This window comes from Streptomyces sp. NPDC006384 (assembly GCF_042870695.1).
Classification (GTDB): domain Bacteria; phylum Actinomycetota; class Actinomycetes; order Streptomycetales; family Streptomycetaceae; genus Streptomyces.
Genome location: NZ_JBIAHR010000009.1, coordinates 102,093 through 124,369 on the forward strand (window position 1 = coordinate 102,093; position 22,277 = coordinate 124,369).

Below are 22,277 nucleotides of genomic sequence, written 5' to 3' on the forward strand. Positions count from 1 at the left end.
CTGACCGGCACATGCCCCGCACCGGGCGGGTGCCGGAAGAACCGCCCGGTGCGGTGCGTGCCGGGCGGGCCCCGCCGCGTCCCCGGGGGAAGGCCGCCGGGGGCGCGGGCGGGGGCCGTGCCGTTGCGGGGTCCCGAACGGGGGTGGAAGGCTGGGAGGAGACACGGCCCCGGGGAAGCCCCGGGAGGCGTGCGGTCCGGCGACGGGCGACGCCCGTGCCCCGCGGGCCGCGGCGGTCCGCCGCCGCCACGGAGAGAAGGGGCCCGTCCCCACCCCCTGGAGGTACCCGTGAACAGCGCCGACGGATGGGGAGATGACGTCTACCAGCCCGACGGGTCCGAGCAGCGCGAGGACACCGGAGTCCTCGACGGCGAGGACACCCTCGAGTACGACGGTGTCGACGACCCCCTCGACCGGGGCTGGTCCCCGCCCGAACGCCCCTGGGCCGTCGAGCACACCGGCGTGACGGCCGCCGAGCGCCGGCACGGCGAGACGCTGGACCAGCGGCTCGCCGAGGAGCAGCCGGATCTCCTCGCCCCGGACGGCGACGGGCTGGGCGACTCCGAGGGCACCGACGGGGAACTCCTGGACAACGAGGTCGGCGCGGCGCGCTCCGGCCGGCTCGTGGCTCCCGACGAGGGGGTCCACGAGGACGAGGAGCCGGCGCTGGTCGCCATGGACGTGGGCATCGACGGCGCGGCGGCGTCCGCCGAGGAGGCCGCGATGCACGTCGTCGACGAGGACACCCTGCCCGGCTGACACCGTCCCGCCGGCGTTCCCGCGCCGGTCCACCGATGATCCGCGCCGTACGAGGAGCAGACATGCAGCAGGACAAGCAGCCGGAGTACCGGCCCGTCGTCTTCCGGGACCGCGCCGCCGGATACGCCTTCCTCACCCGGTCCACCGCGACGAGCGACCGGACCATCACGTGGGACGACGGCGAGACCTACCCGGTGGTGGACGTGGAGATCTCCTCCGAGAGCCACCCCTTCTACACGGGCAAGGCGCGGACGGTGGACTCGGAGGGACGCGTCGCCCGCTTCGAGCGGCGGTACGGGGGCGGAGAGGGCCAGGGAACCGGCGGCGGCACCGGCGGGGCGGACTGAGCGGCCCGGGTACGGGGGCTGGGTGCACCGGTGCCCTCCGGACGGGCCGGGCACGGCACGGCTCCGGTCCGCCGGGCGGCTCAGATGAAGTTGAGCGCCGCCGCGCCGCCCACCCCGCCGAGCAGCATGAAGGCCGGCATCAGGACCTTCAGCTCCACCCAGCTGCCCGCCCGGAACCGCATGGCCTTCGGCGGGCCGACGGGGTACCAGCGCTTGCGGCCCACCGGTATGGGCCACAGGATCGGGCAGCCCGAGACGGTCAGCGCGTCGCCGATGTCGTGCACCAGCGCCCCCAGCACGATCGGCAGCCCCAGCCACAGGTACTCCTGGCCGGGTGCGGTGAACAGCCAGTCCGAGCCGCCCTCCGGCCCGTCCAGGACGCCGGCGAGGATCCACGCGCTCGTCGCGGCGAGCAGCCAGACCAGCACGTCGGCGCTGGAGCCGCGGGTCGCCCGCCACAGCAGGCCCTCGATGGCGAGCACCATGTGCACGAAGAGGATCGCGAGCACCGCCCACCGGCCGCCCGTGATCGCCAGCACGGAGGCGCCCGCGCCGATCAGGACGGCCCACAGCCAGGTGTGCGTCAGGGTGCGGTGCCCGCCCGAGCGGCGCGGGTCGCCCTGCTTCTTCGTGGCCTTGTAGACGGCGTACGACAGCTTGTCGACGATCTCGCACAGCCACCGGGAGACGGGTCCGAAGGCCCGGGAGATGGTGGCCGCCTTGTGGTCGAGGTCCGGGGCGAGGGCGGCGCCCGCGCAGATCAGGGCCCCGACGAGCAGCACCGGCCACGGCATCGGCCGGCCGGCCGCGGCGGTCGCCGCCCCGACGCCGAGCCAGGCGGCGGCGCCCGACAGTGAGTGCGCTGGTCCCATCATCGCCGTTGCCCGCCCCATTCCTCGTGTGCCGCTGTCCAGTTGTCCGGGTCCGCCCGGGATCCGCTGATGCGCCGTCGGCGACCCAGCGTAGCGGTCGTGATCTTCGCCTCGGCATCCGATTCCCTCATCCCGGCCCGGGCCAGGCAAGATGGGGGCGTGACCCTCATCGACCAGCTCCCGCCGACCGCCGATCCCGATGCCCTCTACGAAGCCTTCGAGTCGTGGGCCCAGGAGCGTGGTCTCACGCTCTACCCGCATCAGGAGGAGGCGCTGATCGAGGTGGTCTCCGGCGCGAACGTGATCGTGTCGACGCCCACCGGCTCCGGCAAGAGCATGATCGCGGCGGGTGCCCACTTCGCCGCGCTGGCCCGGGACGAGGTCACCTTCTACACGGCCCCGATCAAGGCGCTGGTGTCGGAGAAGTTCTTCGAGCTGTGCAAGCTCTTCGGCACCGAGAACGTCGGCATGCTCACCGGCGACGCCTCGGTGAACGCCGACGCCCCCGTCATCTGCTGCACCGCCGAGGTGCTGGCCTCGATCGCGCTGCGCGACGGCAAGTACGCGGACATCGGCCAGGTGGTCATGGACGAGTTCCACTTCTACGCGGAGCCGGACCGCGGCTGGGCCTGGCAGATCCCGCTGCTGGAGCTGCCGCAGGCCCAGTTCGTCCTGATGTCGGCCACGCTCGGTGACGTCTCGTTCTTCGAGAAGGACCTCGCGCGCCGCACCGGCCGCCCCACGGCGGTGGTCCGCTCGGCCACCCGCCCGGTGCCGCTGTCGTACGAGTACCGCTACACGCCGCTCACCGAGACGCTCACCGACCTGCTGGAGACCCGGCAGGCGCCCGTCTACATCGTGCACTTCACGCAGGCGCAGGCCGTGGAGCGGGCGCAGGCGCTGATGAGCATCAACATGTGCACGCGCGAGGAGAAGGAGAAGATCGCCGAGCTGATCGGCAGCTTCCGCTTCACCACGAAGTTCGGCCGCAACCTCTCCCGTTACGTCCGGCACGGCATCGGCGTGCACCACGCCGGCATGCTGCCCAAGTACCGGCGCCTGGTGGAGAAGCTCGCCCAGGCCGGTCTGCTGAAGGTGATCTGCGGCACCGACACGCTCGGCGTGGGCGTCAACGTCCCGATCCGCACGGTGCTGTTCACGGCGCTGACCAAGTACGACGGCAACCGGGTGCGCACGCTGCGCGCCCGCGAGTTCCACCAGATCGCCGGCCGGGCCGGACGCGCCGGGTTCGACACGGCGGGATTCGTCGTCGCCCAGGCGCCCGAGCACGTCATCGAGAACGAGAAGGCGCTCGCCAAGGCCGGCGACGATCCGAAGAAGCGCCGCAAAGTGGTCCGCAAGAAGGCTCCCGAGGGCTTCGTGGCCTGGTCGGAGAGCACGTTCGAGAAGCTGATCGTCTCCGAGCCGGAGCCGCTGACCTCCCGTTTCCGGGTCACGCACACGATGCTGCTGTCGGTGATCGCCCGGCCCGGCGACGCCTTCGCCGCGATGCGGCACCTGCTGGAGGACAACCACGAGCCGCGCAAGCAGCAGCTGCGGCACATCCGGCGGGCGATCGCCATCTACCGCTCGCTGCTGGACGGCGGCATCGTCGAGAAGCTCGACCGGCCCGACGCCGAGGGCCGCATCGTCCGCCTGACGGTGGACCTGCAGCAGGACTTCGCGCTGAACCAGCCGCTGTCCACCTTCGCGCTCGCCGCGTTCGAGCTGCTGGACCCGGAGTCGCCGTCGTACGCGCTGGACATGGTGTCCGTCGTGGAGTCCACGCTGGACGATCCGCGGCAGATCCTGGCCGCCCAGCAGAACAAGGCGCGCGGCGAGGCCGTGGCCGCGATGAAGGCGGACGGCGTCGAGTACGAGGAGCGCATGGAGCGTCTCCAGGACATCACGTACCCGAAGCCGCTGGAGGAGCTGCTCTTCCACGCCTACGACACGTACCGCAGGAGCCACCCGTGGGTCGGTGACCATCCGCTGTCGCCGAAGTCGGTCGTCCGCGACATGTACGAGCGGGCGCTGACCTTCACCGAACTGGTCTCCCACTACGAACTGGCCCGCACCGAGGGCATCGTGCTGCGCTACCTCGCCAGCGCCTACAAGGCCCTCGACCACACCGTCCCCGACGACCTGAAGTCCGACGACCTCCAGGACCTGATCGAGTGGCTCGGCGAGATCGTGCGCCAGGTCGACTCCAGTCTGCTGGACGAGTGGGAGCAGCTGGCCAACCCGGAGGTGATGACCGCCGAGGAGGCCCAGGAGAAGGCCGACCAGGTCCGGCCGGTCACCGCCAACGCGCGCGCCTTCCGCGTCCTCGTCCGCAACGCCATGTTCCGCCGCGTCGAACTCGCCGCCCTCGACCAGGTGGAGGAGCTCGGCGAGATGGACGGCGACGCCGGCTGGGACGCCGACGCGTGGGGCGAGGCCATGGACAAGTACTGGGACGAGTACGACGACCTCGGCACCGGTCCCGACGCCCGCGGCCCGAAGCTGCTGGTGATCGAGGAGGAGCCGAAGAACGGTCTGTGGCGCGTGCGCCAGATCTTCGACGACCCGAACGACGACCACGACTGGGGCATCAGCGCCGAGGTCGACCTCGCGGCCTCGGACGCCGAGGGCCGGGCCGTCGTCCGCGTGACCGATGTCGGTCAGCTGTGAACACAGGAGAGACCCAACCGATGACCAATCCGGCCGAGAGCCTCGTCGACCTGCTCGACCTGGAGCAGATCGAAGTCAACATCTTCCGCGGCCGCAGCCCCGAGGAGTCCCTGCAGCGGGTCTTCGGCGGCCAGGTGGCCGGCCAGGCGCTGGTCGCCGCCGGGCGCACCACGGAGGGCGACCGCCCGGTGCACTCGCTGCACGCGTACTTCCTGCGTCCCGGGCGCCCGGGCGTGCCGATCGTCTACCAGGTCGAACGGGACCGGGACGGCAGGTCGTTCACGACCCGCCGGGTCACCGCCGTGCAGCAGGGGCGGACGATCTTCACGCTCACCGCCTCCTTCCACAAGCCCGAACAGGGCAGCTTCGAGCACCAGTTGCCGCCGGCCCGCAAGGTCCCGGCCCCGGAGTCCCTGCCGACGGTCGCCGAGGAGATCCGGGAGCACCTGGGCGCGCTGCCGGAGCAGCTGGAGCGGATGGCCCGCCGCCAGCCCTTCGACATCCGCTACGTCGACCGGCTGCGCTGGAGCCCCGAGGAGGTCGAGGGCGCCGAGCCGCGCAGCGCGGTGTGGATGCGCGCGGTCGGACCGCTCGGTGACGACCCGCTCGTGCACACCTGCGCGCTGACCTACGCCAGCGACATGACCCTCCTGGACGCCGTGCGCATCCCGGTGGAGCCGCTGTGGGGGCCGCGGGGCTTCGACATGGCGTCGCTGGACCACGCCATGTGGTTCCACCGGCCGTTCCGCGCCGACGAGTGGTTCCTGTACGACCAGGAGTCGCCGATCGCCACGGGCGGGCGGGGGCTGGCCCGCGGCCGGATCTACGACGTCGAGGGGCGCCTGCTGGTGTCCGTCGTCCAGGAAGGGCTGTTCCGGGCGCTGTAGGCCGCCTGTCCCGGCGCCCCGGCCGGGCAGGCACGGGCCCCGTCCGGTACGGGCGTCCTGGGGATGACTCCGCCCGCACCGGCGACGAGCCTCGGCCGTACCGGCCGGAGATCTGTGCCGGAGGTGTCTGTCAGAGGTCTGTGCCGGAGATCCCTGTCGGAGGTCTGTGTCAGAGGTCTATGGACGGATACCGGTCCGGCTGCCGGGCGTCGACGGCGAGGTGTTCGCCGACCCGGTTGACCAGCAGCGTCATCTCGTAGGCGATCTGTCCGATGTCGGCCTCCGCCCCGCTGAGCACGCACAGGCAGCTGCCCGAGCCCGCCGCCGTGACGAACAGCACCGCGTCGTCGAACTCGACCATCGTCTGCCGTACCCCGCCGGCGCCGAAGTGACGGCCCGATCCCTTGGCCAGGCTGTGGAGCCCGGAGGAGACGGCCGCGAGATGTTCGGCGTCCTCGCGCCGCAGTCCCGTGCTCGCGCCGGTCACCAGGCCGTCGTTGGACAGCACCAGTGCGTGCCGTACGTGTTCCACGCGCTCGGTCAGGTCGTCCAGGAGCCAGCCGAGTCCCTGCTTCTGCATCATGATCCGGTCTCCCCGTGTTGTCCCCGTATGCGTTCGTCTCCCCCTGCCCGGGGGATCTGCCCGCCAAGCCTTCCCCACACCCGTGCCCCGGGCAAGAAGAATCGGGGCATGGCACAGATGATGACCGACGATCAGTGGCGGGCGTTCGTCTCGGACGGCACCCGCACGGCCAAGCTCTCCACCGTCCGCGCGGACGGCAGTCCGCACGTGGCACCGGTCTGGTTCCTGCTGGACGGGGACGAGATCGTGTTCAACACCGGGAAGGAGACCGTGAAGGGACGCAACCTGGCCAGGGACGGCCGGGTCGCCCTGTGCGTGGACGACGACCGTCCGCCGTTCGCCTACGTCGTGCTGCAGGGCCGCGCGCGGATCTCGGAGGACCCCGGCGAACTCCGGCACTGGGCCGCGCGGATCGGGGCCCGGTACATGGGCGAGGAGCGCGCCGAGGAGTTCGGCGACCGCAACGGCGTACCGGGCGAACTGCTGGTCCGCGTCACCCTCGACAAGGTCCTGGCCCAGGCGGCCGTCGCGGACTGAGGCCGCCGCCGGGGCGGGGGCGGTCAGCGGCCGGTCAGCGCACGGAGTCGAGCAGCCGGGCGGTGTGCATCCGCCCGGCGTACTCGACCAGCCGGATCAGCACCTCCTTCCCCGAGTCGCGTTCACGCGCGTCGCACAGCACCACGGGGGTCCCGGCGTCGAGGTCGAGGGCGCGCAGGACATCCTCCTCGCGGTGGCGGCGGGCGCCGCTGAAGCAGTTCACGGCCACGACGAACGGGATCCGCCGGTGCTCGAAGTAGTCGACCGCCGGGAAGCAGTCCTCCAGGCGCCGGGTGTCCGCGAGGACGACCGCGCCGAGGGCGCCCTGGGCGAGTTCGTCCCAGAGGAACCAGAAGCGGTCCTGGCCGGGGGTGCCGAAGAGGTAGAGGGAGAGCCCGGACCGGATGGTGATGCGTCCGAAGTCCATGGCGACGGTCGTGGTGACCTTCCGGTCGACGCCGGCGGTGTCGTCGACGCCCTGGCCGGCCTCGCTGAGCAGTTCCTCGGTGCGCAGCGGCCTGATCTCGCTGACCGCGCCCACCAGGGTGGTCTTGCCGACGCCGAAACCTCCGGCGACCAGGATCTTCAGCGCCAGCGCGGTCGTGTCCGCGTCGGTGACGTCGCAGTGTTCGGTGAGCATCGGTCACTTCTTCCGGGAGTACGGGCGACGGCCAGGGGGCGGCCGCCGCGGGGTGCGCGTTCATCGCCGTGGGGGGCTTGTCCGGCCTCTGATCGGTCTCGGTCGGTCTCGGTGCCTTGTCGGGCCTCGTCGGGCCTCGGTGTCTCGGTGGGTCTCCGGTCGGCGTCCGGGCGCCGCTACAGGGCGCGCAGTCCGTCGATCACCTCGCGCAGGATGCGTTCGTCGGGGAGGTACGCGGGCGGGACGGGACGGGTGACGGTCACGGAGCCGAGTTCGACCAGGTCGCCGAGGAGGACCCGGACCACGCCGACGGGCAGGTCCGCGCCGGCGGCGAGTTCCGCGACCGACTGGGTCTCCGTGCGGCACAGGCCGAGCAGGGCCCGGTGCTCCGGTCCCAGCGCGGCGTGGTCGGTGCCGGGCGCGTCCGGGGCGGCCGTGACGAGGGCGATCAGGTCGAAGTCCACCCCCGCGGCTCCCGGCCGGGTACGGCCGCCGGTCACCGCGTAGGGACGGACGAGGGGGCCCGCCTCGTCGTCGTACCACCGGCCGCCGCCCGGCCGGGGCGGTGCGCCGTCCGTCGTGTCTCCGGTCGTGTCGCCGGTCGTGTCGCCGGTCGTGTCGTCGGTCATCTGCCCGGACCGCCCTCCCGTCTCATCCCGCGGCGGACGGCCGGGCCGTCACGCGCGGCGGGGTGCGCAGATGCTCGCCGACGCGTCTGACCAGCCGGGCCATCTCGTAGGCGACCAGGCCGATGTCGGCGGTCACGGTGGTGAGGACGGCGAGGCAGGAGCCGTCGCCGGCGGCGGCCACGAACAGGAAGGCGTCGTCCATCTCCACCATGGTCTGGCGCACGTCCCCGGCGCCGAAGTGCCGGCCGGCGCCCTTGGCGAGACTGTGGAAGCCGGAGGAGACGGCGGCCAGGTGCTCCGCGTCCTCGCGTCCGATGCCGGTCGACGAGCCCACGGCGAGCCCGTCGTTCGACAGCACGACGGCGTGCCGCACCTCGCCGACGCGCCCGACCATGTCGTCCAGCAGCCAGTCGAGTTCGCCGGTCCGGCGGGAGTGCTGTGTGCGGGGGTCGTCCGGGATCATGCGGGGTCTCCTTCGCTGCTGTCGCGGGTGGCCGCCGCGCCGGGCGGGGGCCTGCGGCCGGGCCGCCTGCCGCCCCCGCGCGTCCAGCCGTCGCGGTAGGCCGCCATGCGGTCGCGGACGAGTTCGGGGGTGCGCTCGTCGGGGATGTGGCCGGGTCCGTGGTCGTGCGGCGGGCGGGGCCGTGCCTGCTCCTCCGGTCGCCCGCCGCGCAGTTGGGGGGCGAGGCTGGCCTGGCGTACGCGGCGGGGGAGGCCGTCGGGCCCGGGGGCCCCGGGGAACCCCGGGGATCCGTCGGGGGAACGGTGCGGTCGCACGGCGGGGGCTCCTGGGTGCGGGCTCGGGGGCGTGGTGTCCGCCGTGGGGTGTACGGGCACCGCCGGGGCCGGGGCCGGGGCCGGTGGTGCGGGTGCCGCGGCCGGGGCCGTCGGTGCGGGCCGGCCGGCGGGGGCGGGGGCAGGCTGCCCGAGCGGGACGGCGGCGGGGGGACGGTGCGCGGGGCCGTGGCCGCGGGGCCCGTCGTCCTGTTCCGGCTGCCGGGCCCCTGCCGGGAGGTGCCGTGCTCCCCCGCGGGGCGGGCGGCTCCTCCCGGGCGGGGGCGGAACCTCTCCGGAGGACGACCGGGCCTGTACGGCGGTGAGCCGGGCCTGGCCCGGAGACGACCGGTCCTGTTCCGAGGAGGGCTGCGCCTGCCCCGGGGCCAACTGTGCCTGGTCCGGGGCCGGCCGGATCCGCCCGGCGGGCAGGCCGGCCCCCGCGGGAGAACCTTCCGCCGCTTCGTCGTGCAGCAGCGCGGTGGGCAGGAGGACGACGGCGGTGGTGCCGCCGTAGGGGGAGGTCCGCAGGTGGACCTTGATGCCGTGCCGGGCCGCGAGCCGGCTGACCACGAACAGGCCGAGGCGGTCGCTGTCGAAGAGGTCGAGCGCCTCCGAGCGGGCGATGCGGTGGTTGGCCTCCGCCAGCGCCTGAGACCCCATGCCGAGTCCCCGGTCCTCCACCTCGAGCGCGTACCCGTTGCCGACAGGCTCGCCGGTGATGCTCACGCGCGTGTGCGGCGGCGAGAACTGGGCGGCGTTCTCGAGGAGTTCGGCGACGAGGTGGATGAGGTCGGCGACGGCCGCGCCGACGACGGAGGCCTCCGGCAGCCGCCGTAGCTCCACGCGCGCGTAGTCCTCGATCTCGGAGACGGCCGCGCGGACCACGTCGGTCAGCGGGACCGGTCTGCGCCAGGCCCGCCCGGGGGCGGCGCCGGAGAGGATGATCAGGCTCTCCGCGTGGCGCCGCATCCGGGTGGTGAGGTGGTCGAGGCGGAAGAGGTCGCCCAGTTCGTCCGGGTCGTCGGAGCGGCGCTCCATGCTGTCGAGCAGGCTGAGCTGGCGGTGGACGAGGACCTGGCTGCGGCGGGCGAGGTTGACGAAGACCCCGGAGATGCCGTCGGCGAGTTCGGCACGTTCCACGGCGGCCCGCAGGGCCGCACGGTGCACGGTGCCGAGGGCCTCCGCGACCTGGCCGGTCTCGTCCTCGGCGGGTTTTCCCGGCGGGGCCTCGGCACCGACGTCGATGTCCTCGCCCGCCCGGAGCCGGCGCATGGCCTCGGGGAGCTTGTGCCGGGCGATCTCCAGGGCGCTGTCGCGCAGGCTCACCAGCTCGACCACGAGCGCGCGGCCGATGCGGACGGAGATGACGAGCGACGCGGCGACCGCCGGCAGGCCGAAGAGGACCACGGCTCCGGCCGGGGTGAGCACACCGCGGGTGAACGGGTCGGCCCGCCGCGCGACTCCCCGCCCCGCGTCCTGCTCGATCCTCCGCATGCCGTCCCGCACCTGCGCGTGCGCCGTGTCCCAGGCGCCCCGCGCCGCCGCCCCGGCGGGCGCGCCGCCCGTCCCGGCGGGCGCGCCGCCCGTCCCGGCGGGCGCGCCGCCCGTCCCGGCGGGCGCGCCGCCCGTCCCGGCGCCGAGCAGGCCGTCCTCGGCCGCGCGCACGGTCGTGTAGGCGCGGCTGCCGGCGAGTTCCCGCCAGGCGGTGCGGTCCGGGCCGCGCAGATCGGCCGCCGCGGACTCGGTGAGGGCGCGGCGGGCCCCGACGGCACCGGCGAACAGGCGCAGCCGCGCCCCGTCGAGTCCGCCGCCGGGCCGGACACCGGCGAGTACGGCGTCCTCCTGGGCCAGCGCCTCGCCGGCACGGGCGAACTCGGCCAGGACACGCGCGTCCGAACCGGCGCCGGCGTCCTGGACACCACTCAGCGCGCCGCCGGCCCCGAACCCCGTCGAGATGACCGCCGTGTACCGCCGGAACGTCTCCTCCCAGCCCGCCGCGCGGTCGCGTACGGCGGTGCGCAGCGGGCCGAGGTTCTCGGCGCCGGTGACGAACGCCTCGAGGCGCCGGGCCACTTCGACGGGCAGTTCCCCGCTGTCGGCGACGGTGCCGTGCTCACCGAGCCGCAGTTTTCCGACGGCCCGGTCGGTGCGCGCGGACAGTTCCGCGTAGTCGCCGGCCGGCACCGCCGACGGGTCGGTGGCGCGGCGCACGGCCGCCGTCCGTTCGGCCTGCAGTGCGGCGACGGCGTCGCCGACGGGTGCCCGCACCTGGGTCTCCACCCGCTGGACCTGCCGCAGGCGCGCGACGTCCTGGGCGGTGGTGACCGTGACGTGGGCCCACAGGGCCAGGAGGGAGACGGCCGGCACCATCAGCAGGCAGACGATCCTGGCCCGCACCGTGCGCGGCCGCAGACGGTGGCGCCAGGCGCGGGCGGGGGCCGGGGCGGGCGGTCCGTCCACGGTGTCCGCCGGGCTCTCGTCCGCCGGTGGTCCCGCGTGTGCGCGACGGCCGCGCACGGGCGGCGGGGCCGGTGCCTCGGCGCCGGCCGCCCGGCCCGCGGGGCGCGCGGGGCCCATGGGGCTCGTACGGGGTGTGCGCATGACCTTCTCGCTTCTGTCCGGTTCCGTCCGGTTCGGTGCGGGGCGTTCGCGCCGGTCCTCCGGTTCCTCCGGTCCGCCGGCGCCCGGGGCGGGTCCGCTACCGTGCCGGGCTCCCGGCGGGCCGCCCGGCCGGGGCGGACGCCCCGCGCTCCCCCGCCGTCGGTGACAGCGCGACGAAGGCCGAGGTGAGGAACAGGTAGGAGCCGAGACCGACGGCGAGCGGGAAGACGAACTGCATCGCCGTGGCCCCCGGCAGGGCCTCGCCGGACGGCGTGACCCGCACGCTCACCGCGAACATCCCGGTGTAGTGCATGCTGCTCACCGCCGCCCCCATGAGCAGGGAGGCCAGGGTGACCGCGAGGGGCGAGGTGATGTTGAGCGCCGCCCACAGCGCCGCCGTGGCCGCGACGACGGCGATGACGACGGAGAGGGCGACGCGCGTCGGGTCGTAGCGCACGTCGCCGTGCAGGCGTACGGCCGCCATGCCGAGGTAGTGCATGCTCGCGACGCCGAGCCCGGTGGTGAGGCCGCCCAGCAGGAGTGCCCGGCCGCGGTCGCGGCCGTAGCCCACCGCGAAGACGCCGGCGCAGACGACGAGCACGGCGACGAGCAGACTGGCGAGGGTGAGCGGCACGTCGTAGCGGATGTCGGTGCCGCCGACGCGGAAGCCGAGCATGGCGACGAAGTGCATCGTCCAGATGCCGGTGCCGATCGCCGAGGCCGCGGTGAGCAGCCAGTTGCGGCGCGAGCGCCCGGTGGTGCCGAGGGCGCGCACGGTGCAGCGCAGGCCGAGGGCGGCGCCGACGCAGGCCATCGCGTACGACAGCGCGGGTGTCAGCCAGCCCAGGGCGGCGTGGTCCAGGTGTCCCATGGCCCCGGGACGCTAGCCCTGTCAGGGGGGTGCGACGGGGGCACGTTTCGAAAGCTGGCGGGATATGACGCCAAGGGATACAGGAACGATCGCTCCATGCTCGAACATGTGCACTGCTGTGCCCTCCGTACCGGTGAGGGATCATGCGAGGCATGAGCGACGACCGCACACGCGTCCAGGAGTTCTTCGCCGCCCGTGCCGCCGGCTGGGACAGCAGGTTCCCCGACGACGGTCCCGCCTACGCGGCCGCGGTCGCCGGGATGGGGCTGCGCGAGGGGGCGCGGGTGCTCGACGCGGGGTGCGGCACCGGTCGCGCCCTGCCGCCGCTGCGGGCGGCCGTGGGCCGGTCGGGGCTGGTCGTCGGCGCCGATCTGACCCCGGCGATGCTCGATGCCGCCGTACGGGCCGGGAGGGAGCGGGACGGGTGCCTGCTGCTGGCCGACGTGGCCGCCCTGCCGTTGCGCGCCCGGTCGTTCGACGCCGTCTTCGCCGCGGGGCTGATCGCGCACCTGCCCGATCCGGCGGGGAACCTGCGCGAGCTGGCGCGGGTGGTGCGTCCCGGCGGGACGCTGGCGCTGTTCCACCCGGTCGGCCGGGCCGCGCTCGCCGCCCGGCAGGGGCGGCGCATCACACCGGACGACCTGCGCGCCGAGCCCCGCCTCCGGCCGCTGCTGGCCGGTTCCGGCTGGCGCCTGACCTCGTACACCGACGAGGACACCCGCTTCCTCGCCCTGGCCGTCCGCACGGACTGACGCTCAGGTCCGTCCGGCGACGGCCGCCGCGGAGGCGCCGGGGTCGTCGGACATACGTCGTCCCCGGCGTCCGGCGCGGTCACCACCCGTACGCCGGCGGTCTCCAGCGCACCAGGGCCTCCGGGGTCTCCCGGTCCGCCGGATCGCCGCCGAGTCCGCCCTGCGGGCACACGCGGTCGGCCGCCGGCCCTTCGAGGAAGGTGCGCATCACGGGCTCCGAGCCACGCCGGAGGCCGACGGCGGAGCGGCTCACCGGTGGGCCGATGTGCCGAGATGACGCACGGGGCAGCCTCCCGTCCCAGGGACCGGGTGGGTGCCCAGCTCCGCGATCCGGTAGCCGTTCGGATAGCTCTTGATCTCCCGGTTCTGCCGGGCGTGGTGCGGGGTCCGCCTCGGCGGCATCAGCCGGACCGCGCGTCCTCGCAGCCGTACGGCGCCGCGCACGATCGCGCGGGTGGCGGGAGCAGGCGGGGTGTAGCGGAAGGCGCGCAGGAGGGGGTCGTCGAGCAGGGCGAGCGTGCCGGTGCGCAGCAGCGGGGCGAGAGGGCGCGGGTACCAGGAGGTCATGAGGCCGAGCGTGGCGTCGGAGACCCGGCGGGAGTCCTCGTCCCAGGCGAAGTGGGCCTCCTCGTACGCGTCGAGGCAGGCCTCGAACTCCTCGTAGGACTCGGGGATGTCCTTGATGCCCATGTGCCGCCCCAGCGTGCGGTAGTGGACGGCGCAGGCGACGGTCTCGTGGCCGGACATCCTGCGCCAGCCGTAGGCGTCGATCCACCGTCTGGGCATGACGACGAAAGTGCACAGGACGTACCTCATGTCGTCGTTCGTGATGTCGTAGCTGCGGTGCATCCGATTGATGCGGCGGACGGCCGTGCGTCCCTGTTCGCTGTCGAAGCCGTGCTCGACGATCGCGTCCAGGAGCAGCACGGTGTCGTCGTACCGCTTCTGGGCGCGGTCCGTGAGTTCCGCCGTCCGCGCCAGCAGCCGGCCGATGCTGGGGACGGCGTAGGTGCGGTAGAGGGCGAGTTCGAGTGCCCGGGTGAAGTCCCACGGGAATTCGTAGGCCGAGGAGAGCCGGTAGATCTCCGAGGCGTCCCGGTACGGGTCCATCCGCCGGATCTCCGCCAGCCGGTCGTAACGCTTCACCGTGGCCGCCCCCTTCTGTCGTCGAGGTTTCAACTCTACGTTGAGCAGCAGGACATGTACGTTCGGACAGCAACGACAGGGGGGTGGTCGGCTTGTTCGGCACGAGCCGTGAGGCGTGGAAGAGGTGGGTCGGCACCCGGCGCTCGGAGGCCGGTGCGGAGAGGGGGCCGGCCCGCTCGCACAATCTGTTCGAGGCCGCCGCCGTGTACGTCGCGGCGTGCGCCGAGGACGACCGGGACGGCGCCGACGAGGCGGCGGGGTGGGTGTCGCCGGAGGCACTGTCCTTCGGGGTGAACGAGCTGGCGTGCCGGGCGGTCGTCGCGCTCGCGCGAGAACGCGGCGAGTCGCCCCGGGACGTGGCCCGCGCGCTGCTGGGGCTTCCCGCGGCGTGACGGGAGCGACACCACGGCGTGACGGGACGGCGACGGCACCACAGCGTGACGGGAGTGGCACCGCGGCGTGGCCGGTCCGTCCCGTCCTGGCGGTGGGCCGCCGCGGCCCGGGTGCGTCCGGGGCCCGTGACAAGGGGTTCCCGGTCGCACTAGGGTGCGCGCCGTTGGACGGACCGACGGGGAGGCTGGGATGGCAGAGGTGGACGAGGACGCCGTCGCCGCCGCGGACGACGCGCTCTACGTGCTCACCGCGGTGCTGCTGACACCGGCGCAGTTCCCCAGCGTGCTGGGCGACGACTATCCGCAGGCGTGCGCCGCGCTCGGCCTCCCGCCGTCGGCCGACGGTTACGGCCTGGTGCTCGGCCAGGACGGGAACGGCGCCCGGTGGACCGTCGTCGTCGACGACGTCTCGCTGGTCGCCGTCGCCGTGGCCTCCTGGGACTGCGGCATGGAGTACGACCTGTCGCCGGACGAGCGGACGGTCGTCGCCGCCCTGCCCGGCTGGCCCCTGGCCGTCGCCGTGGCGGCGCCCGGCGTGCCCGCACCGCACGATCCCGGCCCCGAGTCCGCCGGCATGCCCGCGCTGGCTCCGCCGGACACGACGGCGTGGGGCCCGGCGCAACGGCGTCTGGGGGCCGACGAGATCGCCGCGCGGTGGACGCAGTGGCGCGAGCAGGTCGACGACGCCGACTTCCCCGCGCCGGCCGGGGGCCCGGGAGAAGGGGACGGCGTGCGGCAGGCCGCGGAGAAGGGGGAGAAGGACGAAGTGCCCGCCGGCGGGACTCCGCAGGGAGCCGGCGCACCGCCGGGCGGGGCCCGGTCCGAGGCAGCGGCCGGTGCCACGGGGCACCCCGGTGTCCGGCGGGTGCTCGCGGAGGCACGCGCCTACCTCGCCACGCCACCGCCGCTCGGCCGGGTCCGGTCGTCGTTCGCGCCGGGCGACGCGCGGACCCTGCGTGCCGACGGTCCCGGCTGGTCCCTCGTGGCCAGGACCGACGACATCGCCTTCGTCCTGCTGGACGAGGAGCCCGGTGAGGTCCTGCCGGTGGGCCGTGGCCCCGAACTGCCCGGTCTCCTGGACGCCCTCGACAGGATGGCCGTCCGGCCCAGCTGACGACCGCCGGACCGGCGGACCGGCGGACCACCGGCCGGCGGGCACCGGGCACACGCCTCGACCGGACCGGCAGGACCGGTGGAACCGGTGGAACCGGTGGAACCGGTGGGACGAGGCTCGGCGTCGCCCTCTCAGCGACCGAGTTCTTTACGGGTGACGCGGCGCAGCCTGCGCCGCTGCGAGGGGTCCAGCGTGAGGTACGCCGCGGCCGGGACTCCGATGATTATCAGCAGGGCGGCCCACCAGGGCAGCCAGATGAGCAGGATGAGCCCGGCCGCCACACCCCCTGCGGCGATCTTGGCGTTCTTCGACATGATGCGCCTCCTTCGCGGCCACTGCCGCTCTCTGTCCTGAGAACGGGCTCGCGTCTCCCGCGGTTCCGTGTCCCGCCCCCGAGGATCCCCTGACGTATCCCTGAGAAGGGCCCCTGCACATCCCTGAACCCCCGACCCCCGCGTGACCCACGCCATACAAAAGCCACTCCCCGGAGAGGTCGAGGTGATGTATCATCAGCGGTCGCGACTCCAGTAGTCAAATTTGAGGAATCCCATCATCGCTGCGCAGACGCCCCTCCCGGCAACCTCCTCCGGCCTTCCCGACCTCTCCGCACTCTCCGAACTCGCCCAGTGCTGTGCCGTCTTCACGCCCGGTGACCCGGCACGCCTCGGCACCGTCGCCTTCTGGCGGCCCGACGGCGAGTCCCCGCCGTCCGTCCCGTCCGTCCCGTCCGTCCCGTCGGGCTCCGTCGAGGAGCTGACGGTCGTCCTGCCGGACGACGACGGCGACGGCGTGGTGGCGGTCGACGTGCCCGCCGTCCTGCTGCCGGTGCGGGCCGCGCTGCCGGTCCTCACGCGCGCGCGTGCCGGCGCCGCCGGTCACCGGGCCGCGGTGTTCTGGGGCGCCGTCGCCGTGGAGGCCCTGCACCTCGTGGCGCGGGGGCTGCTGCTGCCCGGCCTGTCGGCGGCCGGCCACGACGCCTGGCGCACGGGGCCGCTGGACGCCCGGGACGTCGAGCGGATCCGCCATCTCGCCGCCGCCATGCCGCCCGAGGCGCACGCGGTCCCGCTGCCCGGCGCCGGTCCCCTGCGGCTGCCCGCCCCGGAACGGCTGGTGCGCGCCTTCCTGGACGCCGTCGCCGACACGCTGCCCCGCTCCCCCGCCGCCGCGCTCGTGACGGGCGGCCCCGCCTACGCGGTGGCGCGGCCGCAGCGGCTGCCCGGGCTGCGCGCCTGGGCCGCCGACGTCGCCGCGGGGCACGACACGGGCGTACGGCTGTCGCTGCGGGTGGAGGTACGGGGCCTGCCGGCCGACGGCGAGGACGCCTCCCCGGCCACTCCGGCCTCCCCGACGTCCCCCGCGGCCCCGGTGTTCCGGGCCGTGCCCCAGGTGCACAGCGTGAGCGACCCCGCGCTCGTCGCGGACGCCGCCGCGGTGTGGGCCGGCGGCACGGGCGACGCGTTCGGCCCGCACGCGCGGACGGACACCCTGCTCGCCCTGCGCCGTGCGGCACGGGCCTGGCCGCCGCTGACACCGCTGCTGTCGGCGGCCGTGCCGGAAGCCGTCGGACTCGACGACGACGAGGTCGCCGAGCTCCTCGGACCGGGCGCCCTGGCGCTCGCCGGCGCCGGGGTCGACGTGCACTGGCCGCGTGGACTGGCCCGTGGCCTGGTCACCCGCGCGGAGGTCGGCCCGTCCGGCGACGAGTCCCGGCCGGGGGACGTCTCCTCCGGCAGCGGGCCGTCGTTCCTGTCCGCGGACGCGCTGCTGGCCTTCGACTGGTCGTTCGCCCTGGGCGGCCACCGGCTCACGCGCGAGGAGCTGGACCGGCTCGCCGAGGCCGGCCGGCCCCTGGTGCGGCTGCGTGACCAGTGGGTCCTGGTGGACCCCGAGGATGTGCGCCGGGCCCGTGCGCGGCAGGGCCGCAAGGTCACGCCCGTCGACGCGCTCGCCGCCGCCCTCGCGGGTTCGACGGAGGTCGACGGCCACCGCGTCGAGGTGCGGCCCACCGGGTGGTTGGCGGCCCTGCGGGAACGGATCGCCGACCCCGAGGCGCAGGACGCCGTCGACCAGCCGGCCGCGCTCGCCGCGACACTCCGCGACTACCAGCGGCGCGGCCTGAACTGGCTGGCCCGGATGACCTCGCTGGGCCTGGGCTGCTGCCTCGCCGACGACATGGGGCTCGGCAAGACGATCACGCTGATCGCCCTGCACCTGCACCGGCAGAGCGACGCGTCGGCCGCGGGGCCGACCCTGGTCGTCTGCCCGACCTCCCTGATGGGCAACTGGCAGCGCGAGATCGAGCGGTTCGCGCCCGGCACGCCCGTACGGCGCTTCCACGGCGCCCGGCGCGATCTGACGGACCTGGACGGCGGCGGGTTCGTGCTCACCACCTACGGCACGATGCGGCTGGACGCCCGCCGCCTGGCCGCCGTGCCGTGGGGCATGGTCGTCGCGGACGAGGCCCAGCACCTGAAGAACCCGTACTCGCAGACGGCACGGCAGCTGCGCACCATCGGCGCACGCGCGCGCGTCGCGCTCACCGGCACCCCCGTGGAGAACAACCTCTCCGAGCTGTGGGCGATCCTGGACTGGGCCACCCCGGGGCTGCTGGGCCGGCTCGGCACCTTCCGCAGGCGTTACGCGCAGGCCGTCGAGGGCGGCCAGGACCCGGCCGCGGCCGAGCGGCTGGCCCGGCTGGTACGGCCGTTCCTGCTGCGGCGCCACAAGTCGGACCCGGGCATCGCGCCGGAGCTGCCGCCGAAGACCGAGACCGACCGCCCCGTGTCGCTGACCCCGGAACAGGCGGGCCTGTACGAGGCGGTGGTGCGCGAGGCCATGGCGGCGATCTCCGGGGCCGACAGCATGGCGCGGCGCGGGCTGATCGTGAAACTGCTGACGGGCCTCAAGCAGATCTGCAACCACCCGGCGCAGTTCCTCAAGGAGGACGGGGCGGACCCGGAGCGGATCGCGGGCCGCTCCGGGAAGCTGGAGCTGCTGGACGAGCTGCTCGACACGATCCTCGCCGAGGGGGCGAGCGTGCTGGTGTTCACCCAGTACGTGCAGATGGCCCGTCTCCTCGAACGGCATCTGGCCGCCCGCGGGGTGCCGTCGCTGTTCCTGCACGGCGGAACGTCCGTCACCGAACGCGAGTCGCTGGTGCGGCGGTTCCAGGACGGTGAGGTCCCGGTCTTCCTGCTGTCCCTCAAGGCGGCGGGCACGGGACTGAACCTCACGCGCGCGGAGCACGTCGTGCACTACGACCGCTGGTGGAATCCGGCGGTGGAGGCGCAGGCCACCGACCGGGCCCACCGCATCGGCCAGACCCGGCCGGTGCAGGTGCACCGGCTGATCGCCGAGGGGACGGTCGAGGACCGCATCGCCGCCCTGCTGAGCCGCAAGAGCGCGCTGGCCGACGCCGTGCTGGGAGCCGGGGAGGCCGCGCTGACGGAGCTGACGGACAAGGAACTGGCCGAACTGGTGGAGCTGCGCGGAGGTGTGCGATGAGTCGTCACGACGGTGACCCGGAGCGGACGTTCGCCCCGCTTCCGCCCGCGCACGGCCGGGGGTTCGCCGAGACCTGGTGGGGCCTGGCCTGGCTGAAGGCCCTGGAGGACACGGCCCTGGACGGCTCGCAGCTGAAGGCGGGACGCCGGCTGGCGCGCGCGGGAGCGGTCGGGGCGGTCTCGGTGCGGCCGGGACGCATCACGGCGGTCGTCCAGGACCGGGACGGTACGGCCCACCGCGCCGACGTCCTGCTGGAGAGGCTGTCCGACGAGCAGTGGGACCGCTTCGCCGGCCTGGCGGTCGAGCGGTCCGGCCATGTCGCGGCGCTGCTGGACCGGGAGATGCCGCCGCATCTCGTCGAGGACGCAGCGTCGGCCGGCATCGACCTGCTGCCCGGCCTCGGCGACCTGGAGCCCGAGTGCGACTGCGAGGCCTGGGACCACTGCGGGCACACCGCCGCGCTCTGCTACCAGGTGGCGCGGCTGCTGGACCGGGACCCCCTCGTCCTTCTGCTGATGCGCGGACGTGGCGAGGACGCCGTACTGGCCGCGCTGCGGACGCGTGACGAGGCGTCCGGCGAGGCGTCGGCGCAGGAGGGAGTGGACGCCGTCGAGGCGTACGCGGACGGGTATGTGCTGCCCCCGCTGCCCACGCCTCCGGTGCTTCCGGAGGGGCCGGGCGAACCGCCCGCCCTGGACACGGGGACGGCGCCGCCCGTGCCCGGTGTCGACCCGGCGGCGCTGGTCTTCCTGGCCTCCCGTACCGCGGCCGAGGCGCACCGTGTGCTCGCCGAGGCCCTGCGCCCCGGGCACGACCGGCGGCCCGTCGGCGCGGAGCCGACGCCAGCGCGGGACGCGGTGCGGCTGGCCGCGGGCGAGCCGGGGCCGGCCGTGCGGGACCGTCTCGCCGAGGGGTCCGGCCGGGACCGCGCGTCGCTGGCCGACGCCGTACGCGCCTGGCGGCTCGGGGGCGGGGCGGCGCTGTCGGTGCTCGAGGAGGAGTGGACGGTGCGGGACGACGCGCTGGCACGCGCGCGTGCGGCGCTGGACTCGGCGTGGGAGGGGGACGAGAGGCCGCCGCTGCGGGCGCACGCCAACCGCTGGACCGTCGTCGGTTCGCCGTACCAGCTCCGCCTGGACCGGTACGGCCGCTGGTGGCCCTTCCGCCGGGAGGACGGCCGCTGGGTGCCCGTGGCCGGCCCGGCGCAGGACCCGGCGACGGCCCTGGCCTCGGCGGCGACCGCGGACGGGGAGGAACCGTGACACCGTGACCGCCCGGCGGCACGGGGCCCGGCGGACACGCCGGTCGCCCCGTGCCGCCGCACGGTCCGGCGGGGACGAACGGGCACGGCGGGGCGTGGTCCCGCCGGGCCGCGAGCGGTCCCGCGCTCCGATCCGGCCGCCGCGGACTACGGCGCCATGGAGCCGGCCTGCCGGAGCAGCGGCAGGACGTGGTCGGTGACCGCGGGAGCGAGCCGGATGCCGCTCTCGTGCCCGGAGATCCACCTCATGTCCGCCAGCTCGGCCGCGGGCCGGGGCGGCCGGTCGATGTGCGCCTCGAAGAGCGTCAGACGCATCGGCACCTTCTCGAGGACCGCGACGGAATCGATGCGGGCCAGCAGGCGGGGCCGCCGTGGTGCGACGCCCAGCTCCTCGTCCAGCTCGCGGGTCAGAGCGTCCAGCGGCCCCTCGCCCGCGTCGGGTTTGCCTCCGGGCAGGTAGAAGACGTCGGGGGCGGCCCGCTTGCTCACGACCAGCAGCCGCCCCTGTCGCACGATCGCCGCAGCCACGACGGCGAGCGGCTTTCCCTCCTCGGACCCGGACCCATCGGAGCCTGGGGCAACCATTACGCCGCGCTCTTGTGCCATGTCCGTCATCCTTTCAGACGCCCGGAGGACGGGAAGCCGGACGCGGTCGCCGCACGCCGGCCGCCGCGGCCCCGCCCCTTCCGGCGTGTTCCGGGGGACGGGGGCCGCGGCGGTCGTCCGGGGCCGGGGCCGCTCAGCGGGCGCCGAGGAGGTGGTCCATGGCGAGCTGGTCGAGCTGCTCGAAGGCCATGCCGCGGGCGGCGGCGGCGTCGACGTCGAAGGTGTCGAAGGCCGTGGCGTCCGCGAGGAGGCCCTTGAGCCCGTCGGGGGCGGTGGGCTGGGCGAGCTCGTCCAGGCGGGCCGCGGCGAGGGCCTCCTGCACGGCGGGGTCGGCGCGGAAGGCGGCGGCCCGCTCCTTGAGGATGAGGTAGTTGCGCATGCAGCCGGCGGCCGAGGCCCACACGCCGTCGAGGTCCTCGGTCCGCGGCGGCTTGAAGTCGAAGTGGCGCGGGCCCTGGTACCCGGCGCGCTCCAGCAGGTCCACCAGCCAGAACGCGGAGCGCAGGTCGCCGGCGCCGAAGCGGAGGTCCTGGTCGTACTTGATGCCGGACTGGCCGTTGAGGTCGATGTGGAAGAGCTTGCCCGCCCACAGGGCCTGCGCGATGCCGTGCGGGAAGTTCAGGCCGGCCATCTGCTCGTGCCCGACCTCGGGGTTGACGCCGTACAGCTCGGGGCGCTCGAGCCGCTCGATGAACGCCAGGGCGTGTCCCACGGTGGGCAGCAGGATGTCGCCGCGGGGCTCGTTCGGCTTGGGCTCGATGGCGAAGCGGATGTCGTAGCCCTGCTCGGTGACGTACTCGCCCAGCAGGTCGAAGGCTTCCTTCATGCGGTCGAGCGCGTCCCGGACGTCCTTGGCGGCGCCGGACTCCGCGCCCTCGCGGCCGCCCCAGGCCACGTACACCGACGCGCCCAGCTCGACGGCGAGGTCGATGTTGCGGATCGTCTTGCGCAGCGCGTAGCGGCGCACGTCGCGGTCGTTCGCGGTGAAGGCGCCGTCCTTGAACACCGGGTGGGTGAACAGGTTGGTCGTCGCCATCGGCACCTTCATGCCGGTCGCGTCCAGGGCCTGCCGGAACCGCTTGACCGTGGCCTGCCGCTCCGTGTCGTCCGAGCCGAACGGGATCAGGTCGTCGTCGTGGAAGGTGACGCCGTACGCGCCCAGCTCGGCCAGCCGCTGCACCGTCTCGACGGGGTCCAGGGCCGGACGGGTGGCGTCACCGAACGGGTCACGGCCCTGCCAGCCGACCGTCCACAGGCCGAAGGTGAACTTGTCCTCGGGAGTGGGCTGGTAGTTCATTTCACGGCTCCTTGCTCGCTGGCGACTAT

General features: G+C 74.5%; 22 protein-coding genes. 10 read left to right on the forward strand and 12 right to left on the reverse strand.

Going from position 1 to position 22,277, the window contains the following annotated elements; genetic code table 11:
- The first annotated feature begins 288 nt into the window (after positions 1-288).
- Positions 289-759, forward strand: coding sequence for a DUF5709 domain-containing protein (locus tag ACFYOJ_RS14350; protein ID WP_356551124.1), 471 nt, complete (start codon positions 289-291; stop codon positions 757-759).
- A gap of 62 nt (positions 760-821) precedes the next feature.
- Complete coding sequence (locus ACFYOJ_RS14355) at positions 822-1,106, forward strand: type B 50S ribosomal protein L31 (RefSeq protein ID WP_356551122.1); 285 nt, start codon at positions 822-824, stop codon at positions 1,104-1,106.
- A gap of 80 nt (positions 1,107-1,186) precedes the next feature.
- On the opposite strand, the gene ACFYOJ_RS14360 is transcribed toward ACFYOJ_RS14355, so the two are convergent.
- Positions 1,187-1,981 carry a metal-dependent hydrolase gene (locus ACFYOJ_RS14360; protein WP_356551120.1) on the reverse strand — a complete coding sequence of 265 codons (795 nt, stop codon included), beginning with the start codon at positions 1,979-1,981 and terminating at the stop codon, positions 1,187-1,189.
- 156 nt (positions 1,982-2,137) lie between these two features.
- On the opposite strand from ACFYOJ_RS14360, the gene ACFYOJ_RS14365 reads away from it, so the two are divergent.
- Positions 2,138-4,651, forward strand: coding sequence for a DUF3516 domain-containing protein (locus ACFYOJ_RS14365; protein WP_356551119.1), 2,514 nt, complete (start codon positions 2,138-2,140; stop codon positions 4,649-4,651).
- 20 nt (positions 4,652-4,671) lie between these two features.
- Positions 4,672-5,538 carry an acyl-CoA thioesterase II gene (locus ACFYOJ_RS14370; protein WP_356551117.1) on the forward strand — a complete coding sequence of 289 codons (867 nt, stop codon included), beginning with the start codon at positions 4,672-4,674 and terminating at the stop codon, positions 5,536-5,538.
- Positions 5,539-5,707: 169 nt separating this feature from the next.
- Here the strand turns inward: ACFYOJ_RS14370 and ACFYOJ_RS14375 are convergent, their stop codons facing one another.
- Complete coding sequence (locus tag ACFYOJ_RS14375) at positions 5,708-6,121, reverse strand: roadblock/LC7 domain-containing protein (protein ID WP_356551116.1); 414 nt, start codon at positions 6,119-6,121, stop codon at positions 5,708-5,710.
- Between the two features lie 108 nt (positions 6,122-6,229).
- Between ACFYOJ_RS14375 and ACFYOJ_RS14380 the strand changes: the two genes are divergently transcribed.
- Positions 6,230-6,658: a PPOX class F420-dependent oxidoreductase gene (locus ACFYOJ_RS14380; RefSeq protein WP_356551114.1), complete on the forward strand. Its 429-nt coding sequence runs from the start codon at positions 6,230-6,232 to the stop codon at positions 6,656-6,658.
- 34 nt (positions 6,659-6,692) lie between these two features.
- On the opposite strand, the gene ACFYOJ_RS14385 is transcribed toward ACFYOJ_RS14380, so the two are convergent.
- The 5 genes from ACFYOJ_RS14385 to ACFYOJ_RS14405 form a co-directional block, all read right to left on the reverse strand.
- Positions 6,693-7,298, reverse strand: coding sequence for an ATP/GTP-binding protein (locus ACFYOJ_RS14385; RefSeq protein WP_356551113.1), 606 nt, complete (start codon positions 7,296-7,298; stop codon positions 6,693-6,695).
- Positions 7,299-7,474: 176 nt separating this feature from the next.
- Entirely contained in the window at positions 7,475-7,927 is a 453-nt protein-coding gene (locus ACFYOJ_RS14390) for a DUF742 domain-containing protein (RefSeq protein ID WP_356551112.1), read from the reverse strand.
- A gap of 22 nt (positions 7,928-7,949) precedes the next feature.
- On the reverse strand, positions 7,950-8,390 hold the full coding sequence (locus ACFYOJ_RS14395; protein ID WP_356551111.1) for a roadblock/LC7 domain-containing protein: 441 nt from the start codon (positions 8,388-8,390) through the stop codon (positions 7,950-7,952).
- A complete protein-coding gene (locus ACFYOJ_RS14400) occupies positions 8,387-11,305 on the reverse strand; it encodes a nitrate- and nitrite sensing domain-containing protein (RefSeq protein WP_356551109.1) in 2,919 nt (972 codons plus the stop codon). The genes ACFYOJ_RS14395 and ACFYOJ_RS14400 overlap by 4 nt, the downstream gene beginning before the upstream one ends.
- Positions 11,306-11,402: 97 nt before the next feature.
- A complete protein-coding gene (locus tag ACFYOJ_RS14405; RefSeq protein ID WP_356551107.1) occupies positions 11,403-12,176 on the reverse strand; it encodes an MHYT domain-containing protein in 774 nt (257 codons plus the stop codon).
- 152 nt (positions 12,177-12,328) lie between these two features.
- On the opposite strand from ACFYOJ_RS14405, the gene ACFYOJ_RS14410 reads away from it, so the two are divergent.
- The gene (locus ACFYOJ_RS14410; RefSeq protein WP_356551106.1) at positions 12,329-12,928 is read left to right on the forward strand and encodes a class I SAM-dependent methyltransferase; all 600 of its coding nucleotides are present in this window, start codon (positions 12,329-12,331) and stop codon (positions 12,926-12,928) included.
- 79 nt (positions 12,929-13,007) lie between these two features.
- Here ACFYOJ_RS14410 and ACFYOJ_RS14415 read toward each other — a convergent pair whose 3' ends face one another.
- Both ACFYOJ_RS14415 and ACFYOJ_RS14420 read right to left on the reverse strand, forming a co-directional pair.
- Positions 13,008-13,136: a hypothetical protein gene (locus ACFYOJ_RS14415; protein ID WP_356551104.1), complete on the reverse strand. Its 129-nt coding sequence runs from the start codon at positions 13,134-13,136 to the stop codon at positions 13,008-13,010.
- Between the two features lie 41 nt (positions 13,137-13,177).
- Positions 13,178-14,074, reverse strand: coding sequence for an oxygenase MpaB family protein (locus ACFYOJ_RS14420; protein WP_356551102.1), 897 nt, complete (start codon positions 14,072-14,074; stop codon positions 13,178-13,180).
- 92 nt (positions 14,075-14,166) lie between these two features.
- Here ACFYOJ_RS14420 and ACFYOJ_RS14425 point away from each other — a divergent pair, with 92 nt between their 5' ends.
- Together ACFYOJ_RS14425 and ACFYOJ_RS14430 are read left to right on the forward strand one after the other, a co-directional pair.
- Positions 14,167-14,466: a hypothetical protein gene (locus tag ACFYOJ_RS14425; RefSeq protein WP_356551100.1), complete on the forward strand. Its 300-nt coding sequence runs from the start codon at positions 14,167-14,169 to the stop codon at positions 14,464-14,466.
- Positions 14,467-14,656: 190 nt separating this feature from the next.
- Complete coding sequence (locus ACFYOJ_RS14430; RefSeq protein ID WP_356551099.1) at positions 14,657-15,580, forward strand: hypothetical protein; 924 nt, start codon at positions 14,657-14,659, stop codon at positions 15,578-15,580.
- A gap of 131 nt (positions 15,581-15,711) precedes the next feature.
- Here ACFYOJ_RS14430 and ACFYOJ_RS14435 read toward each other — a convergent pair whose 3' ends face one another.
- Positions 15,712-15,894 (reverse strand): hypothetical protein, encoded by a 183-nt coding sequence (locus ACFYOJ_RS14435; RefSeq protein ID WP_356551097.1) that lies wholly within the window; start codon positions 15,892-15,894, stop codon positions 15,712-15,714.
- 238 nt (positions 15,895-16,132) lie between these two features.
- Here ACFYOJ_RS14435 and ACFYOJ_RS14440 point away from each other — a divergent pair, with 238 nt between their 5' ends.
- Positions 16,133-19,084 carry a DEAD/DEAH box helicase gene (locus ACFYOJ_RS14440; RefSeq protein ID WP_356551211.1) on the forward strand — a complete coding sequence of 984 codons (2,952 nt, stop codon included), beginning with the start codon at positions 16,133-16,135 and terminating at the stop codon, positions 19,082-19,084.
- Positions 19,081-20,346, forward strand: coding sequence for an SWF or SNF family helicase (locus tag ACFYOJ_RS14445; protein ID WP_356551095.1), 1,266 nt, complete (start codon positions 19,081-19,083; stop codon positions 20,344-20,346). The genes ACFYOJ_RS14440 and ACFYOJ_RS14445 overlap by 4 nt, the downstream gene beginning before the upstream one ends.
- Before the next feature lie 146 nt (positions 20,347-20,492).
- Here ACFYOJ_RS14445 and ACFYOJ_RS14450 read toward each other — a convergent pair whose 3' ends face one another.
- Together ACFYOJ_RS14450 and xylA are read right to left on the reverse strand one after the other, a co-directional pair.
- A complete protein-coding gene (locus ACFYOJ_RS14450; RefSeq protein ID WP_356551093.1) occupies positions 20,493-20,873 on the reverse strand; it encodes an NUDIX domain-containing protein in 381 nt (126 codons plus the stop codon).
- 211 nt (positions 20,874-21,084) lie between these two features.
- Positions 21,085-22,248, reverse strand: coding sequence for a xylose isomerase (xylA, locus tag ACFYOJ_RS14455; RefSeq protein ID WP_356551092.1), 1,164 nt, complete (start codon positions 22,246-22,248; stop codon positions 21,085-21,087).
- Positions 22,249-22,277 lie beyond the last annotated feature (29 nt).